Below are 18,880 nucleotides of genomic sequence, written 5' to 3'. Positions count from 1 at the left end.
GCGAGACTGGGCGGGCGACGGGTCGGACCTGACGTCAGGAGCTCGCGGCCGGCCCGGATCGGGCCTGCTGGGAGGGGCCGCACGCCAGGACCGCCCGCACGGCGCGTTCCTGGCGACCCCCGGAGAGGTTGACGTCCCGATGTCGAACGAAGACAAGCTCCGCGACTACCTGAAGCGGGCGATCGCGGACCTCCACGAGACCCGCGAACAGCTCCGCGAGGTGACCGAGCAGCACCGGGAGCCGATCGCCGTGGTCGGCATGGCCTGCCGGCTGCCGGGCGGGGTCGCCTCCCCGGAGGAGCTGTGGGACCTGGTGCGCGACGGCGTCGACGCCGTCTCCGCCTTCCCCGCCGACCGCGGCTGGGACCTGCCCGAGGGCGCCGTCACCTCCCGCGAGAGCGGGTTCCTGCACGACGCGGGCGAGTTCGACGCCGGGTTCTTCGGCATCGCCCCGCGCGAGGCCCTCGCCATGGACCCCCAGCAGCGGATCCTCCTGGAGACCGCCTGGGAGGCCGTCGAGCGGGCCGGCATCGACCCCGGAACCCTCACCGGCACCCCGACCGGCGTGTTCGTCGGCACCGGACACGGGGGCTACGACAGCGCCTCGACCGTGGGCGGTCAGGTCGCCGAGACCGCCGCAGGCCACCTGCTGACCGGCAACACCGTCAGCGTCGCCTCCGGCCGTATCTCCTACGTGCTCGGCCTCGAAGGCCCGGCCATCACGGTCGACACCGCGTGCTCCTCCTCCCTCGTCGCCCTGCACCTCGCCGTCCAGTCGCTGCGCCGGGGCGAGTGCTCGCTGGCGCTCGCGGGCGGCGTGACGGTGATGTCGAGCCCGCAGATGTTCACCGAGTTCTCCCGACAGGGCGGCCTCGCCGCCGACGGCCGGTGCAAGCCGTTCGCGGCGGCGGCCGACGGCACCGCTTGGAGCGAGGGCGCGGCCGTCCTGCTGGTCGAGCGGCTCTCGGACGCACAGCGGAACGGGCACCCGGTGCTGGCCGTGGTGCGCGGCTCGGCCGTCAACCAGGACGGCGCCTCCAACGGTCTGACGGCGCCCAACGGCCCGTCGCAGCAGCGGGTGATCCGGGCCGCCCTGGCCGACGCCGGGCTGTCGGCGGCCGAGGTGGACGCCGTCGAGGCACACGGCACGGGCACGCGGCTCGGGGACCCGATCGAGGCCCACGCCCTGCTCGCGACCTACGGGCAGGACCGCGAACAGCCCGTGCTCATCGGCGCGTTGAAGTCCAACACCGGGCACACCCAGGCCGCCTCCGGCGTGGCCGGGGTGATCAAGACGGTGCTCGCGATGCGGCACGGCCTGCTGCCGCGGACCCTGCACCTCGACGCCCCCACCCCGCACGTCGACTGGACCGCCGGCGCCGCCGAACTGCTGGGCGAGGCCCGGGAATGGCCCGCCAATCCGTGGCCCCGGCGGGCCGCCGTGTCCTCCTTCGCTGTGAGCGGCACCAACGCGCACGTCGTGCTGGAGGCGGCGCCCGAGCCCGTCGACGACGTCGTGCCCGGGGCACCGTGCGGGACGGCACTGCCGTGGGTGCTCTCGGCGCACAACGAGACGGCCCTACGGGCCCAGGCCGGCCGCCTGGCCACCCATCTCCGGACGCGCGGGCCGCTCGACCCTGCCGATGTCGCGTACTCGCTGGCCACCGGCCGGACGGCCATGGCGCACCGGGCCGTCGTCGTCTCGGCCGACCCGGAGGAGCGCCTGTGCGCGCTGGACGCCCTCGCGACCAGGAGCGCGGTCACCGGCCTGGTGGTGGGCGTGGCGGAGAAGGGGGCGACGGCGTTCCTCTTCTCTGGCCAGGGCTCGCAACGGCTGGGGATGGGACGGGAGTTGTACGGCCGGTTCCCGGTGTTCGCCCGGGCTTTCGACGCGGTGTGCGACGGGCTGCAGCTGCCGTTGCGGGACGTCGTCTGGGGTTCGGACGCGGAGCTGCTGAACCAGACCGCGTATGCCCAGGCCGGGTTGTTCGCCGTCGAGGTGGCGCTGTACCGGCTCGTCGAGTCGTTGGGCGTGCGGCCGGAGTTCGTGGCCGGGCACTCGATCGGTGAGGTGGCGGCGGCGCACGTCGCCGGGGTGTTCTCGCTCGCCGATGCCTGCGCCCTGGTGGCGGCGCGCGGCCGGCTGATGCAGGCGCTGCCTCCGGGCGGTGCGATGCTGGCGGTGCAGGCGACGGAGGACGAAGTCCTGCCGCTGCTGGGCGATCCCGTGTCGATAGCCGCCGTCAACGGCCCGACGTCCGTCGTGGTGTCCGGCACGGAGGAGGCCGTTGACGCGGTCCGCGCGCACTTCGCCGACCGCAGGACGACGCGGCTGCGGGTCTCGCACGCCTTTCACTCGCCGCTGATGGACCCGATGCTGGAGGACTTCCGGGCCGTCCTCGACGGTCTGTCCTACCGCGCCCCGTCGATCCCGCTGGTCTCAAACCTCACCGGCGCCCTGGGTGGAGATGTCACGACGCCCGAGTACTGGGTGCGCCACGTCCGCGAGGCCGTCCGCTTCGCCGACGGCGTCCGCACCCTGCACGGGGCCGGCGCGACCCGCTTCCTCGAACTCGGCCCCGACGGCGTCCTCGCCGCCATGGCGGCCGAGTCGCTGCCCGCCGACGTCGCCACGGCCGCCGTGCTCCGCACGGACCGCCCCGAGGAACCTGCCCTCCTGGAGGCCCTCGCCCGCCTGCACGTGCGCGGCGCGAGCCCGGACTGGGCGGCGGTGCTCGCCCGGTCCGGCGGGCGCCGCGTCGATCTGCCCACCTACGCGTTCCAGCGGCAGCGCTACTGGCTGCCCGAGCTCCGGGGCCGCGACGCGGGCGTGCCCGCCGCCGACCCGGTCGAGGACGCGTTCTGGACGGCCGTCGAGGCCGGCGACCTGCGGGAGGCGTCGGCCGTCCTCGGGATAGCGGAGGAGGACGCCGAGGCCTCGCTGGACCGCCTGCTGCCCGTCCTGGCCTCCTGGCGCGGGCAGCGCCGCCTGCTCGGCACGCTGGACAGGTGGACGTACGGGACGAGCTGGGTGCCCGTGCGCGGCCTCACCGACGCCGTCCCGCCGGGCCGCTGGCTCGCCGTCCTCCCGGAAGGAGGGGAGGAAAGCTGGCCCGACACCGTCCTCGACGCCCTCGCCGAGCGCGGCCTGCGGTTCGAGCGGGCGGCCGGGGCCGAGACCCTGGCCGCGCTGCTCGCGGACGGCTGCGGCGAGCCGCCCGCCGGAGTCCTGTCGTTCCTCGCCGCCGACGGCCGACCGCACCCCGACCACCGTCTCGTCCCCCGCCACCTGCCGGGGACCGTCGAACTGCTGCGCACCCTGGAGGCCGCGGGAGGCCCGGCGAGGCTCTGGTGCCTGACCCGGGGCGCCGTCGCGGCCGAGGCCGCGGACCGCGTGGGCGAGCCCGAGCAGGCACAGCTGTGGGGCCTCGGCCGGGTGGCCGCGCTGGAGCACCCGCAGCGCTGGGGCGGCCTGATCGACCTGCCCGCCGCCCCTGACGCCCGCACCGCCGGGCGCCTGGCCGCCCTCCTCGCCCAGACCGCCGAGGACCAGCTCGCCCTGCGCGGCTCCGGTGCCTACGCCCGCCGCCTGACCCGGCGCCACCTATCGCCCGGCCGTGGGGCTGTGCTGCCGCAGCCCGGGGCGGAGGAGCAGGTGAAGGTCACGGACCCGCAGAGCGCGCCGGACGCCCCCGACGGCTGGACCGCCCCCCGGGGCACCCTGCTCGTCACCGGCGGCCTCGGCGCCCTCGGCGCCCACGTCGCCCGCTGGCTGGCTCGCGCGGGTGCCGAACACCTCCTCCTGGTCGGCCGCCGCGGCCCCGGCGCCCCTGGTGCCCAACAGCTGAGCGAGGAGCTCGAAGGCCTCGGCGCCCGCGTCACCGTCGCGGCCTGCGACGTCGCCGACCGGGACGCGTTCGGCGCGCTCCTCGCCGCCGTGCCCGCCGAGCACCCGCTCGGCGGCGTCGTCCACGCAGCCGGTGTCCTGGACGACGGCGTGCTGGAGAGCCTCACGGCCGACCGCTTCGCCGACGTGCTCCGGGCCAAGGCCGTCTCCGCCCGCAACCTCCACGAGTTGACGGCCGGGCACGACCTCGCCCTGTTCGTCCTGTTCTCCTCGATCACCGGCGTCCTGGGCAACCCCGGCCAGGCCAACTACGCCGCCGCCAACGCCTACCTCGACGCCCTCGCCGAGCACCGCCGGGCCGCCGGGCTGCGGGCGACCGCCGTCGCCTGGGGCCCGTGGGCCGGGGGCGGCATGGCGGGGGACCACCCGGGCCTCACCGGGCGGATGCGGCGTAGCGGGCTCGCCCCGATGGACCCGGAGCAGGCCGTCGCCGCACTGCACCGGGCCCTGCTCGCGGACGCGTCCGGCCTCACCGTGGCGGACGTCGACTGGAGCGCGCTCGCGCCGGTGCTCACCGCCGCCAGGCCGAGCGCGCTGATCGCGGACCTGCCCGAGGCGCGCCACGCGGTCCGTCCGAGTGTCGCCACGACGGCCACCGACTCCCCGCTCACCGAGCAGCTGCGCGGCCGCCGCGCCGACGAGCAGGAGCGCCTGCTGCTGGAGCTCGTCCGGACCGAGGCCGCCGCCGTCCTCGGGCACGCCTCCACCGCGGCCGTCGACGCTGCGAGGGCGTTCCGGGACCTCGGGTTCGACTCGCTGACCGCCGTCGAGCTGCGCAACCGCCTCACCGCCGCGACCGGCCTGCGCCTGCCGGCCACGCTGCTGTTCGACCGGCCGACGCCGGCCGCCGTCGCCGCGCACCTGCGCGCCGAACTGGCCGGCACGGCCGCCGTGCTGGAGTCGGTGGCCGCCGTCGCCGCCGACGAGCCGATCGCGATCGTCGCGATGGCCTGCCGCTTCCCCGGCGGCGTCGAGTCGCCGGACGACCTCTGGCGGCTGCTCGCCGCGGGCCGCGACGCGGTGGGCCCGTTCCCGGCCGACCGGGGCTGGGACACCGACCGTCTGCACCACCCCGACCCGGACCACGAGGGCACCAGCTACGTCTCCGAGGGCGCCTTCCTCACCGCCCCCGCCGACTTCGATGCCGCCTTCTTCGGCATCTCGCCGCGTGAGGCCCTCGCGATGGACCCGCAGCAGCGGCTCCTGCTGGAGACCGTCTGGGAGGCCGTCGAGCGTTCCGGTATCGACCCGGGCACCCTGCACGGGTCGCGGACCGGCGTGTTCGTCGGCTCCAACTTCCAGGACTACCACCTGCTGCTGGACCCGGCCCGGGAGGGCGTCGCCGGGCACGTGATGACCGGCAACGCCGCGAGCGTGATCTCCGGTCGCGTCGCCTACACCCTCGGGCTGGAGGGCCCGGCCGTCACGGTCGACACCGCGTGCTCCTCCTCGCTGGTCGCCCTGCACCTGGCCGCCCAGGCCCTGCGCCGCGGCGAGTGCTCGCTGGCGCTCGCCGGCGGCGTGACGGTGATGTCCACGCCGCAGGTGTTCGTCGAGTTCTCGCGCCAGCGCGGCCTGGCCCCCGACGGCCGGTGCAAGCCGTTCGCGGACGCGGCGGACGGAACGGGCTGGGCGGAGGGCGTCGGCGTGCTGCTGGTCGAGCGACTCTCGGACGCGCGGCGCAACGGGCACCCGGTGCTCGCAGTCGTGCGCGGATCGGCCGTCAACCAGGACGGCGCCTCCAACGGGCTGACGGCGCCCAACGGCCCCTCGCAGCAGCGGGTGATCCGGGCCGCCCTGGCCGACGCGGGTCTGTCGCCCGCGGAGGTCGACGCCGTGGAGGCGCACGGCACCGGCACCCGCCTCGGCGACCCGATCGAGGCCCAGGCCCTGCTCGCCACCTACGGGCAGGACCGCGAACTCCCCCTGCTCCTCGGCTCGGTGAAGTCGAACCTCGGCCACACCCAGGCCGCGGCCGGAATCGCCGGCGTGATGAAGACCGTGCTCGCGATGCAGCACCGCGAGCTCCCCAAGTCCCTGCACATCGACGGGCCGACCGCGCAGGTCGACTGGACGGCGGGCGCCGTCGAGCTGCTGAGCGAGGCCCGCGCGTGGCCCGAGACCGGACGGCCGCCGCGCGCCGGCGTCTCCTCGTTCGGGGTCAGCGGCACCAACGCCCACGTGATCCTCGAAGCGGCCCCCACGCCCGAGCCGCTGCCCGAGCGCCCGGCCGCCGACCGCCCGCTGCCCTGGCTGCTCTCCGCCCGGACCCCCGACGCCGTGCGCGAGCAGGCCCGCCGCCTCGCCGCCCACGTCCGGGCGGCCGAGCCGACCCTCGACGACGTCGCGCGGTCGCTCGTCACGACCCGCGCCGCCCTGGAGCACCGGGCCGCCGTCGTCGCCCCCGACCGGGCCGGGCTCCTGGACGGCCTGGACGCGCTCGCCGAGGGCCGCGCCACCCCCGCCGTCCTGGAGGGGCAGGCCGCGGGCGAGGGCGCGCCGGTCTTCGTCTTCCCCGGTCAGGGCTCCCAGTGGGCCGGCATGGCCGTCGAACTCCTCGACGGCGCACCTGCGTTCGCGCAGCGGTTCGCCGAGTGCACGGCGGCACTGGCGCCGTTCACCGACTGGTCGGCGACCGACGTCCTGCGCGGCGAGCCCGGAGCACCCGGCCTCGACCGGGTCGACGTGGTGCAGCCCGTGCTGTTCGCCGTCATGGTGTCGCTCGCCGAACTGTGGCGCGCGCACGGCGTCGAACCGGCCGCCGTGCTCGGCCACTCGCAGGGCGAGATCGCCGCCGCCTGCGTGGCCGGCGCGCTCACCCTGGACGACGCCGCTCGCGTCGTGGCCCTGCGCAGCCGGGCGATCCGGCAGCTGGCGGGCCTCGGCGGCATGGTTTCGGTGGCCGAGCCGGCCGCCGCCGTCCGCGAGCGCCTCTCGCGCTGGGACGGGCGCGTCTCCGTCGCCGCCGTCAACGGCCCCCGGTCGGTGGTCGTCTCGGGAGACCCGGAGGCCCTGGAGGAACTGGCCGCCGACTGCGAGCGGTCCGGAGTCCGGGCCCGCCGCATCCCCGTCGACTACGCCTCGCACTCCGCGCACGTCGAGCGCATCGAGCACGAGCTGCTCGACCTGCTCGCGCCGATCGCCCCGCGCACCGCCGACGTCCCGTTCTGCTCGACCGTCACCGGCGCCGTCATCGACACCGCCGGGCTGGACGCCGCCTACTGGTACCGCAACCTGCGCCAGACCGTGGAGTTCGAGCAGGCCACCCGCACCCTGCTGGCCGCCGGCCACCGGGTGTTCGTCGAGATCAGCCCGCACCCGGTGGTCACCACCGGTGTCCAGGAGACGATCGAGGACAGCGGCGTGCCCGCCGCCGCCCTCGGCACCCTGCGCCGCGACGAGGGCGGCCCGGGGCGCTTCCTCCTCGCCCTCGCCGACGCCCGCAACCACGGCGCCCGGATGGACTGGGACCTCCTGTTCGCCGGCACCGGAGCGCGCGCCACCGAGCTGCCGACGTACCCGTTCCAGCGGCAGCGCTACTGGCCGCGCCCGGGCGGGACGGGCGGCGACGTCACCACGGCCGGCCTGGCCGCGCCGGAGCACCCGCTGCTCGGCGCTTCCGTCGAACTCGCCCAGGGTGGTGGGTTGGTGGCAACCGCCCGCTGGTCGTTGCACACCCACCCGTGGCTCGCTGACCACTGCGTCGCGGGCACCGTCGTGGTGCCCGGCGCCGCGCTGGTCGAGGCGGTCGTCCGGGCCGGCGACGAGCTCGGCTGCGGGCGCATCGAGGAACTGACCCTGTACGCGCCCGTCCTGCTGCCCGAACGCGGCGCGCTCCAGGTGCAGATCGAGGTCGGGGCCCCCGACGGCACGGGCCTGCGCCCGGTCGCCCTGCACAGCCGCCCGGCGGACGCGGACGCACCCGAGGGCTGGACCCTGCACGCCGACGGCAGTGTCGCCCCCGCCGGGGCCGAGCCGGCGCCGGCCTCCCCCGTCTGGCCGCCCGTCGGCGCCGAGCCGATCGACGTCAGCGGTCTCTACCCGGGCCTGCGCCAGGACGGCTACGGCTACGGACCGGTGTTCCGGGGCGTGCGCGCGGCCTGGCGCCTCGGCACCGCCGTCCACGCCGAGGTGGAACTCCCCGCGCCGGCCAGCGCCGACGCCGCCCGCTACGGTCTGCACCCGGCGCTGCTCGACGCCGCCCTGCACCCCGCCGGGCTCGGCCCGCTGGCGGGCCGACCCGGGCTGCCGTTCGCCTGGAACGGCGTCACGCTCCACGCCGCCGGAGCCACCGCGCTGCGCGTGACGCTCACTCCGGCCGGACCCGACGCGGTGTCCGTCGCGATGGCCGACCCGGCCGGCCGGCCGGTGGCCGCCATCGAGGCGCTGGCCGTGCGCCCGCTCGCCGAGGGCGCCCTCGACCCGGCCGCCCGGGTTGCCCGGGAGGCGCTCTTCCACCTGGACTGGCCGGCGCTGACCCTCGCCGGGCCCGGCCCGGCGCCCGCTCGCTGGACCGTCCTCGGTGAGCCGCCCGCCCACGTGGCGGCCCTCGCCGAGGCGGGCGTCACCCTCGGCGCCGACGCGGATGTCACGCTCGTCGAGCTCGGCGGCGACGAACCGCTCGCCGCGCTCGAACACGCCCTCGCCGTCCTCCAGGAGTGGCTCGCCGACGACCGCCCGGACGCCACGCTGCTGGTGACCACCCGCCGCGCCGTCGCCGCCGACCCCGCGGAGGACGTCCACGACCTGCCCGCCGCCGCGGTCCACGGCCTGGTCGGCTCCGCCCAGAGCGAGCACCCCGGCCGCGTCGTCCTGGTCGACCTGGACGACGACCCGGCCTCCTGGCGCGTCCTGCCCGCCGCACTCGCCACCGGGGAACCCCGGCTCGCGCTGCGCCACGGCACCGCCCACGTGCCCCGCCTGGCCCGTGCCCACACCGCCGGGCCACTGCCCGTGCCCGACGGCCCGTGGCGCCTGGACATCCGCACCAAGGGCAGCGTCGACAACCTCGAACTCGTCCCCAGCCCCGACGCCGCCGCGCCGCTCGCCGAGGGCGAGGTCCGCATCGAAGTCCGCGCCGCCGGTCTCAACTTCCGCGACGTCCTCAACGCCCTCGACATGTACCCGGGCGGCGCTCGCTTCCTCGGGGCCGAAGCCGCCGGCGTCGTGAGCGAAGTCGGCCCCGGCGTCACCGGATTCGCCGTCGGAGACCGAGTGATGGGCATGGTCACCGGAGGCTTCGGCCCGCTCGCCGTCGTCGACCACCGGGTGCTCGCCCGCGTCCCCCGGGGCTGGACCTTCGCGCAGGCCGCCTCCGTCCCCGTCGTCTTCCTCACCGCCTACTACGCCCTGCGCGACCTCGCCGGCCTCCGGGACGGTGAACGCCTCCTGGTCCACGCCGCGGCCGGCGGCGTCGGCATGGCCGCCACCCAGCTCGGCCGCCTCTGGGGCGCCGAGGTCTACGGCACCGCGAGCGAGGGCAAGCAGCACCTGCTGCGCGCCGAAGGCCTGCCCGACACCGCCATCGCCTCCTCCCGCACCCTCGACTTCGAGGAGCGCTTCCGCGCCGCCACCGGCGGCGACGGCGTGGACGTCGTCCTCAACTCCCTCGCGGGGGACTACGTCGACTCCTCGCTGCGCCTCCTCGGCCCCGGCGGGCGGCTGATCGAGATGGGCCGCACCGACGTCCGCGACCCCGCCGAGGTCGCCGCCGCCCACGGCGGCGCCCACTACCGGGCGTTCGTCCTCCAGGAGGCCGGACCCGAGCGGATCGGGCAGATGCTCGCCGATCTGGTCGAGCTGTTCGAACAGGGCGCGCTGCGCCCACTGCCCCTCACCTGCTGGGACGTCACCCGCGCCCGCGAGGCCTTCCGCCACATGGCCCAGGCCCGGCACACCGGCAAGATCGTCCTCACCGTGCCGCGACCCTGGGACCCCGACGGCACCGTCCTGATCACCGGCGGCACCGGCACCCTCGGCGCCGAACTGGCCCGCCACCTGGTCACGTCGCGCGGCGTGCGGCACCTGCTGCTCGCCGGCCGCGCCGGCGCGGCCGCTCCCGGCGCGGTCGAGCTCGTCGCCGACCTCACGGCCCTCGGCGCCGACGCCCGCCTCGCCGCCTGCGACACGGCCGACCGCGACGCCCTGGCGGCGCTGCTGGCCGCCGTGCCCGCCGAGCACCCGCTCACCGCCGTCGTCCACGCCGCCGGCGTCCTCGACGACGGCGTCGTCGCCGGCCTGACGGCCGACCGGCTCGCCGCCGTGCTGCGCCCCAAGGCCGACGCCGCCCACCACCTGCACGAGCTCACCCGCGACCTCGACCTCGCCGACCTCGTCCTGTTCTCCTCCGCCGCAGGCGTCTTCGGTTCGCCCGGCCAGGGCAGCTACGCCGCCGCCAACGCGTGGCTCGACGCCCTCGCCCAGCACCGCCGCGTCGCCGGCCTGCCCACCACCGCCCTCGCCTGGGGCCTGTGGGCACAGGCCAGCACCATGACCGCCCACCTCGGCGCCACCGACCGGGCCCGCTCTGAGCAGTCCGGTGCCCTCACCCTCAGCACCCCGGACGGCCTCGTCCTGTTCGACGCCGCCCTCGCCGACCACCGGGCCCTGCTCGTGCCCGTCCGGCTCGACACCGCCGGCCTGCGCTCGCGCGGCGCGGCCGAACTCCCCGCCCTGCTGCGCGCCCTGGTCCGGGCCCCGGCCCGCCGCGCCGCACAGGGCGCCCCGGCCGCCGACGGGCTGCGCGCCCGCCTGGCCGGGCTCGCCGCGGCCGACCGCGCCGCGGCGCTGCTCGACCTGGTGAGCGGCTGCACCGCGGCCGTGCTCGGCCACTCCTCGGCCGACCAGGTCCACGCCACCCGGCCCTTCCGCGACCTCGGCCTCGACTCGCTGACCGCCGTGGAACTGCGCAACCGCCTCAACGCCGCCACCGGCCTGCGGCTGCCAGCGACCCTGGCGTTCGACCACCCCACCCCCGGGGCGCTCGCCGGGCACCTGGCGGACGGCCTCACCGGCACCGGCGCGGCGACCGCGGCCGGCGCGACCCCGCAGGCCGCCGACGAGCCGATCGCGATCGTCGCCATGGCCTGCCGCTTCCCCGGCGGCGTCGCGACCCCCCACGACCTGTGGACCCTGCTGTCCACCGGCACGGACGCCATCGCCCCCTTCCCCGCCGACCGCGGCTGGGACCTCGACCACCTCTACGACGGCATCCCGGACCACCCCGACTCCTCCCGCACCCGGGAGGGCGGCTTCCTCACCGACGCCGCCGGCTTCGACGCCGCCTTCTTCGGCGTCAGCCCCAACGAGGCCGTCGCGATGGACCCGCAGCAGCGGCTCCTCCTGGAGACCACGTGGGAGGCCCTCGAACGCGCCGGCATCGACCCGGGCACCCTGCGCGGCAGCCGCACCGGCGTCTTCGCCGGCCTGTCCTCCAGCGACTACCTCGACCGGGTGACCCGCGTCCCCGACGAGGCCGCGCCGTACGTCAGCACCGGCAACGCCGCGAGCGTGATCTCCGGCCGCGTCGCCTACACCCTCGGCCTGGAGGGCCCGGCGGTCACCGTCGACACCGCGTGCTCGTCCTCCCTCGTGGCGCTCCACCTCGCGGTCCGCGCGCTGCGCGGCGGCGAGTGCACGCTCGCCCTCGCGGGCGGCGTCACCGTGATGTCGACCCCGATGATCCCGGTCGACTTCGCCCGCCAGCGCGGCCTCGCCCTCGACGGGCGCTGCAAGCCCTTCGCCGACGCGGCCGACGGCACCGGCTTCTCCGAGGGCGTCGGCGTCCTGCTCGTCGAGCGGCTCTCGGACGCGCGGCGCAACGGGCACCCCGTCCTCGCGGTCGTGCGGGGTTCGGCCGTCAACCAGGACGGCGCCTCCAACGGGCTCAGCGCCCCGAACGGCCCGTCCCAGCAGCGGGTGATCCGGGCCGCCCTGGCCGACGCGGGTCTGTCGCCCGCGGAGGTCGACGCCGTGGAGGCGCACGGCACCGGCACCCGCCTCGGCGACCCGATCGAGGCCCAGGCCCTGCTCGCCACCTACGGGCAGGACCGTGAACACCCGCTCCTCGTCGGCTCGGTGAAGTCCAACCTCGGCCACACCCAGGCCGCCGCCGGCGTCGCCGGCGTCATGCGAACCGTCCTCGCCCTGCGGCACGCCGCGCTCCCGCAGAGCCTCCACATCGACCGGCCCACCACGCACGTCGACTGGACGGACGGCGCCGTCGACCTGCTCACCGAGGCCCGCGACTGGCCCGCCACCGGCCGGCCCCGGCGCGCCGGCGTCTCCTCCTTCGGCCTCAGCGGCACCAACGCCCACGTGATCCTCGAACAGGCCCCGGAGCCGGAGCCCTCGGTGGCCGGCCCGGAGCGGCCCGCCCTCCCCTGGCTGCTCTCCGCCCGCAGCGCCGAGGCGCTGCGCTGCCAGGCCCGCGCCCTGCTCGACCACCTCGACGACCCGGACCCCGCCGCCCCGCTCGACCTCGCCCACTCCCTCGCCACCGGCCGCGCCCTCCTGGAGCACCGCGCCGTCGTCGTCGGCGCCGGCACCGACGACCTCCGGGCGGGACTCGCCGCGCTCGCCGACGGCACGCCCGCCCCGGGCGTCCTCACCGGCCGGCACGGCGCCGGGCGCGACCGCCGGGTCGTCCTCGTCTTCCCCGGCCAGGGCTCCCAGTGGGTCGGCATGGGCGCCGAACTGCTCGACGCCTCGCCGGAGTTCGCCGAGCGGATCGCCGCCTGCGGACGGGCCCTCGCGCCCTGGAGCGACTGGTCCCTCGAAGCCGTGCTGCGCGGCGCGGCCGATGCGCCGTCGCTCGACCGCGTCGACGTCGCCCAGCCCGCCCTGTGGGCCACCATGATCGGGCTCGCCGCCTGCTGGCAGGCCCACGGTGTCACCCCCGCCGCCGTCCTCGGGCACTCCCAGGGCGAGATCGCCGCCGCCTGCGTGGCCGGCGCACTCTCCCTGGAGGACGGCGCCAAGGTGGTCGCCCTGCGCAGCCGGGCGATCGCCCGAGGCCTGTCCGGTCACGGCGGCATGGTGGCGGTGCCGCAGACCCACGCCGACGTCCTGGCCCGCATCGAGCCGTACGGCGGCCGGATCTCGGTGGCCGCCGCCAACGGCCCGGCCGGCGTCGTCGTCTCCGGCGAGAACACGGCCCTCGACGACCTCATCGCCGAATGCGCCCGCGACGGTGTCCGGGCCAAGCGCATCCCCGTCGACTACGCCTCCCACTCCGCCCAGGTCGAGCGGATCGAGGAGACCCTGCACACCGAGCTCGCCGGACTGACCACGCGCGACGCCCGCGTCCCCTTCTTCTCCACCGTCACCGCTGACTGGCTCGGCGACACCCCGCTGGACGCCGGCTACTGGTACCGCAACCTGCGGCAGACCGTCCGCCTGGAGGAGTCCGTCCGCGCACTGCTCGCCGAGGGCCACGACGCCTTCCTGGAATGCAGCCCGCACCCCGTGCTGTCCATGGCCGTCGAGGACACCGCGGCCGACGCCGGTGCCCGGGCCGTCGTGCTCGGCACCGTCCGGCGCGAGGACGGCGGACCGGCCCGGCTGCTGGCCTCCCTCGGCGAGGCCCACGTGCGCGGCGTGCGGATCGACTGGCGGCCCGCCGTCACCGGTGGCAGGCCCGTCGACCTGCCCACCTACCCCTTCCAGCGCCGCCGCTACTGGCTCGCCCAGGACGCCGTCCGCGGCGGAGCACCCCTCGACCCCTGCGGGCTGGACGCCGTCGTCCGGCTCGCGGACGGCTCGGGGAGCGTCCTGCTCACCGGCCGGATCGGAACCGCGACGCACCCCTGGACGGCCGAGCACCGGGTGCGCGGCACGGCCGTCGTACCGGGGACCGCGCTGCTCGACTGGGCCGTGCGGGCCGGCGACGAGGCCGGCTGCCCGGTCGTCGCCGAACTCACCGAGCTCACCCCGCTGGCCCTGCCCGACCACGGAACCGTCGACCTCCAGCTCGCCGCGGCCCCCGCCGACGCGGACGGCCGACGGGCCCTCACCATCCACGCCCGCCCGTCCGACGCGGCCGACGACGTCCCGTGGACCCACCACGCCAGCGGCACACTGACCGGTGGTGTCGTCGACGGCGAGGCCCTCACGGAATGGCCCCCCGCCGGTGCGCAGCCGGTGGACGCCGCAACGCCGGAGGGCACCGCGTACGGCGAGCACTTCCGCACCGTCCTGGCCCGCTGGCGGCGCGGCGACGAACTGTTCGCCGAGGTCGCCCTGCCCGAGGAGCACCGCACCGACACGGCCGGCTTCCGCGTCCACCCCGGCCTGCTCCAGGCCCTGCTCGCCACCCTCCCGGACGGCACCGACCCCGCCCAGCCCGCCGACTGGCGCGGCGTCACCGTCCACGCCACCGGCGCCACCCTGCTCCGCGTCCGGCTCACCCCGGCCGCCGACGGCACCCACGCGCTGACCGCCGCCGACGCCGACGGCGCCCCCGTGCTCACCGCCGACGCCGTCACCGTCCGCCCCGTCGCGGCCGAGCACCTCGCTCCGGCGGCCGACCCGCTCTACGCGGTCGAGTGGATCCCGGTGTCCGCCGCTTCCCGTGCGGACGCGGTCGTCCTCGGTGACGACGGCGCCCTCGCCGCCGCCCTCGACGCCCGCTCCCACGCCGACCTCGCCGAGCTCACCGCCGCCCTGGACGCCGGAGAGCCCGTACCCGCCACCGTCGTCCACCGCCTCACCGCCGCCGACGAGGGCGACCCCGTCACCGCCGCGCACCGCGCCGTCCGGACCGCCCACCGCCTCGCCCGCTCCTGGCTCGCCGAGCCCCGGCTCGCCGACGCCCGCCTCGTCCTGCTCACCCACGGCGCCGAGACCGCGGCCCCGAGCACCGACGCCACCGTCCTGGCCCAAGCGGCCGCCCACGGACTCGTCCGCTCCGCCCAGTCCGAGAACCCCGGCCGCTTCCTCCTCGTCGACCTCGACGACGACCCGGCCTCCACCGCTGCCCTTCCCACCGCCCTCGCCGTCCCCGACGAGCCGCGCCTGGCAGTCCGCCGGGGCGAGGTGACGGCGCCCCGGCTGCACCCGGTGAGCACCGACGGGGGTGACCGGGCGTGGTCCTGGGACCCGGCCGGCACCGTCCTGATCACCGGCGGAACCGGCACCCTCGGCGCCCTCGTCGCCCGTCACCTCGTCACCGACCACGGCGTCCGCCACCTCCTGCTCACCGGCCGCCGCGGCCCCGCCGCTCCCGGTGCCGCCGAGCTCGTCGCCGACCTCGCGGCCCTCGGCGCCGACGCCTGCGTCGCCGCCTGCGACGCCGCCGACCGCGCCGCCCTCGACGCGCTCCTCGCCACCGTTCCCGACGAGCACCCGCTCACCGGCGTCGTCCACGCCGCCGGCGTCCTGCGGGACGGCCTGATCGAAGGCCTGACGGACGATCAGCTCGCCGAGGTGCTGCGCCCCAAGGTCGACGCCGCGTGGAACCTCCACGGGGCGACCCGCGACCTCGACCTCTCGGCCTTCGTCCTGTTCTCCTCCTTCGCCGCCACCGCCGGCGGCCCCGGCCAGGCCAACTACGCCGCCGCCAACGCCTTCCTCGACGCCCTCGCCCACCACCGCCGCGCCGAAGGGCGCCCGGCCGTCTCCCTCGCGTGGGGATACTGGGGAGAATCGAGTGGGATGACGTCCACGCTGGACGCCGTGGACATCGCCCGCTTCGCACGCTCCGGCATGCTGCCGCTCACGGCCGTCCAGGGCCTCGCCCTGCTCGACGCCGCGAGCGGTGTCGACCGACCGCACCTGGTCCCGATCCGGCTCGACCGGCACGCCCTCGCCACCGTCGGGGCCCCGCCGCTCCTCGCCGGACTCGCACCCCGCCGCGCCCTCCGGCGCACCGCCACCGGGGCAGCCGGGAGTCCGGCGACCGGCGACCGGGGCGTCCTGGACCGGCTGCCCGGCCTCGCCGCCGACCAGCAGGAGAAGCTGCTGCTGGACGTCGTCGTCGGCCACCTCGCCGCCGTCCTCGGCCACAGCTCGCCCGAGGCCGTCGACCCCGAGCGCGGCTTCCTCGACCTCGGCATGTCCTCCCTGACGGCCGTCGAGCTGCGGAACCGCCTCAACGCCGAACTCGGGCTGCGGCTGCCCACCACGACGATCTTCGACCACCCGTCGCCCACCGCTCTCGCCGGACGCCTGCGCGAACTCGCCGACGCGCCCACCGGCAGCGCGGCGCCCGCCGCCCGGCCGGTCTTCGCCGAACTCGACGAGCTGGAGAGCGCGCTCGGTGCCACCGAGCTGGACGCCGACTCCCGCACCCGCCTCCTCGCCCGCCTCAAGAGCCTCCAGTGGCGGCTCGACGGCGACGCGACCGAGTCGCCCGCCGGCGCCGACGGCCCGGACGACGCGCTCGACGACACCACGGACGACGAGATGTTCGACCTGATCGACCGCGAGCTCGGCCTCGCCTGAGGAGCGGCCCCGGGGCCCCGTGCCCCGCGGTCGTCCCACGGACCCGTACCACCCTTCCGAACTGCGAGGTTTCCCACCCATGGCCAGCACCTCCGAGGACAAGCTCCGCGACTACCTCAAGAAGGTCACCGCGGACCTGCGGCGCACCAAGCTGCGCCTGGAGTCCGTCGAGGCGAGGGACGCCGAGCCGATCGCGATCATCGGGATGGCGTGCCGCTTCCCCGGCGGTGTCCGGACCCCGGAGGACCTCTGGCGGCTCGTCGCCGACGGCGCCGACGCCATCGGCGACCTCCCCGAGGACCGCGGCTGGGACACCGGGAACCTCTACGACCCCATGCCCGGCACACCCGGCAAGAGCTACGTGCGCCACGGCGGGTTCCTCGACGGCGTCGCCGACTTCGACGCCGAACTGTTCGGCATCGCCCCGCGCGAGGCGCTCGCGATGGACCCGCAGCAGCGACTCCTCCTCGAATCGGCCTGGGAAGCCGTCGAGCGGGCCCGGATCGCACCCGCCGCCCTGCGCGGAAGCGACACCGGCGTGTTCATCGGGGGCGCGGACACCGATTACGGCTCCCTCGCGCGACAGACCGAGGAGACCGAGGGGCACCTCCTCACCGGTGGGGCCGTGAGCGTCCTGTCCGGCCGCATCGCCTACACCCTCGGGCTGGAGGGCCCGGCCGTCACCGTCGACACCGCGTGCTCCTCCGCCCTGGTCGCCCTCCACCTCGCGGTCCGCGCGCTGCGCGCCGGCGAGTGCTCGATGGCCGTCGCCGGCGGCGTCGCCGTCATGCCCACCACCCGCCTGTTCACCGAGTTCTCCCGTCAGCGCGGCCTCGCCCCCGACGGCCGCTGCAAGCCCTTCGCAGAAGCCGCGGACGGCACCTCGTGGGCGGAGGGCGTCGGCGTGCTGCTGGTCGAGCGGCTCTCGGACGCCCGACGCCTCGGCCACGAGGTCCTCGCCGTCGTCCGGGGCACCGCCGTCAACCAGGACGGCGCCAGCAGCCGCCTGACCGCCCCGAACGGCCCGTCCCAGCAGCGTGTCATCCGGGCCGCGCTCGAGAACGCCCGTCTCACCCCCGACCAGGTCGACGCCGTGGAGGCCCACGGCACCGGTACGACCCTCGGCGACCCGATCGAGGCCCAGGCCCTGCTCGCCACCTATGGCCAGGACCGGCCCGCCGACCGTCCGCTCTACCTCGGCGGCGTCAAGTCGAACATCGGCCACGCGCAGGCGGCGGCCGGCGTCGCGGGCGTGATCAAGACGGTCATGGCGCTTCGCGCCGGCCTGCTGCCGGCCACCCTGCACATCGACGAGCCGTCCTCGCACGTGGACTGGACGGCGGGTGCCGTCGAACTGCTGGCGGAGGCCCGCGACTGGCCGGAGACCGGGCGGCCGCGCCGGGCAGGCGTCTCGGCGTTCGGCATCAGCGGGACCAACGCGCACGTCGTGCTGGAGCAAGCGGACGAGGCCGTGGCGGCGGAGCCGGAGGCGGCTGCCCCGGCGCCGGCCGTCGTGCCGTGGGTGCTCAGCGGACGCACGCCGGACGCGTTGCGCGCCCAGGCCGCCCGCCTGCGCGAGGCCGCGGCGGGCCTGCCGGTCGCGGACGTCGCGGCGGCGTTGGCGGCGAGCCGGTCGATGCTCAACCACTCTGCCGTGGTGGTCGGTTCGGACCGGGACGAGCTGTTGCGCGGGCTCGACGCGCTGGCGGCGGGCTCGGGCGGGGGCGTCGAAGGCGCGGTTCGGGGTGGCGGGACGGCGTTCCTGTTCTCGGGGCAGGGGTCGCAGCGGCTGGGGATGGGGCGGGAGTTGTACGCCCGGTTCCCGGTGTTCGCCCGGGCCTTCGACGAGGTGTGCGCGGAGCTGGATCCGGCCTTGCGCGACGTGGTGTGGGGTTCGGACGCGGAGCTGCTGAACCGGACCGCGTATGCCCAGGCGGGGTTGTTCGCCGTCGAGGTGGCGCTGTACCGGCTGGTTGAATCGTTGGGTGTCCGCGTCGAGTTCGTGGCGGGGCACTCGATCGGTGAGGTGGCGGCGGCGCATGTCGCCGGGGTGTTCTCGCTCGCTGATGCCTGCGTCCTGGTGGCCGCCCGTGGTCGGCTGATGCAGGCGCTGCCGGCGGGTGGTGCGATGCTGGCGGTGCAGGCGACGGAGGAGGAAGTCCTGCCGCTGCTGGGCGAGTTCGTCTCGGTTGCCGCCGTCAACGGCCCGACGTCCGTCGTGGTGTCCGGCACGGAGGAGGCCGTTGACGCGGTCCGCGCGCACTTCGCCGACCGGAAGACGACGCGGCTGCGGGTCTCGCACGCGTTCCACTCGCCGCTGATGGACCCGATGTTGGAGGACTTCCGTTCCGTTCTCGACGGGCTGACGTACCGGGCCCCTGCGATCCCGCTCGTCTCCAACCTGACCGGTGCCCTGGTCGAAGGCGTTCAGGGACCCGAGTACTGGGTGCGCCACGTCCGCGAGGCCGTCCGTTTCGCCGACGGGATCCGCACTTTGGAGGCCGCGGGTGTCACCCGCTTCCTGGAGCTCGG

At 76.6% G+C, this 18,880-nt stretch carries 2 protein-coding genes; both read left to right on the top strand.

The window, feature by feature from the left end:
- Positions 1 to 64 precede the first annotated feature (64 nt).
- A complete protein-coding gene (locus ACWCYO_RS32500; RefSeq protein WP_449786228.1) occupies positions 65 to 16,348 on the top strand; it encodes a type I polyketide synthase in 16,284 nt (5,427 codons plus the stop codon).
- A gap of 79 nt (positions 16,349 to 16,427) precedes the next feature.
- A partial coding sequence (locus ACWCYO_RS32495) for a type I polyketide synthase (RefSeq protein WP_449786225.1) occupies positions 16,428 to 18,880 on the top strand: 2,453 nt, incomplete at its 3' end.

Source organism: Kitasatospora sp. NPDC001683, from assembly GCF_053596495.1.
The sequence above is the reverse complement of the archived record's forward strand: the minus strand, read 5'-3'. Positions and strand labels throughout refer to the sequence as shown.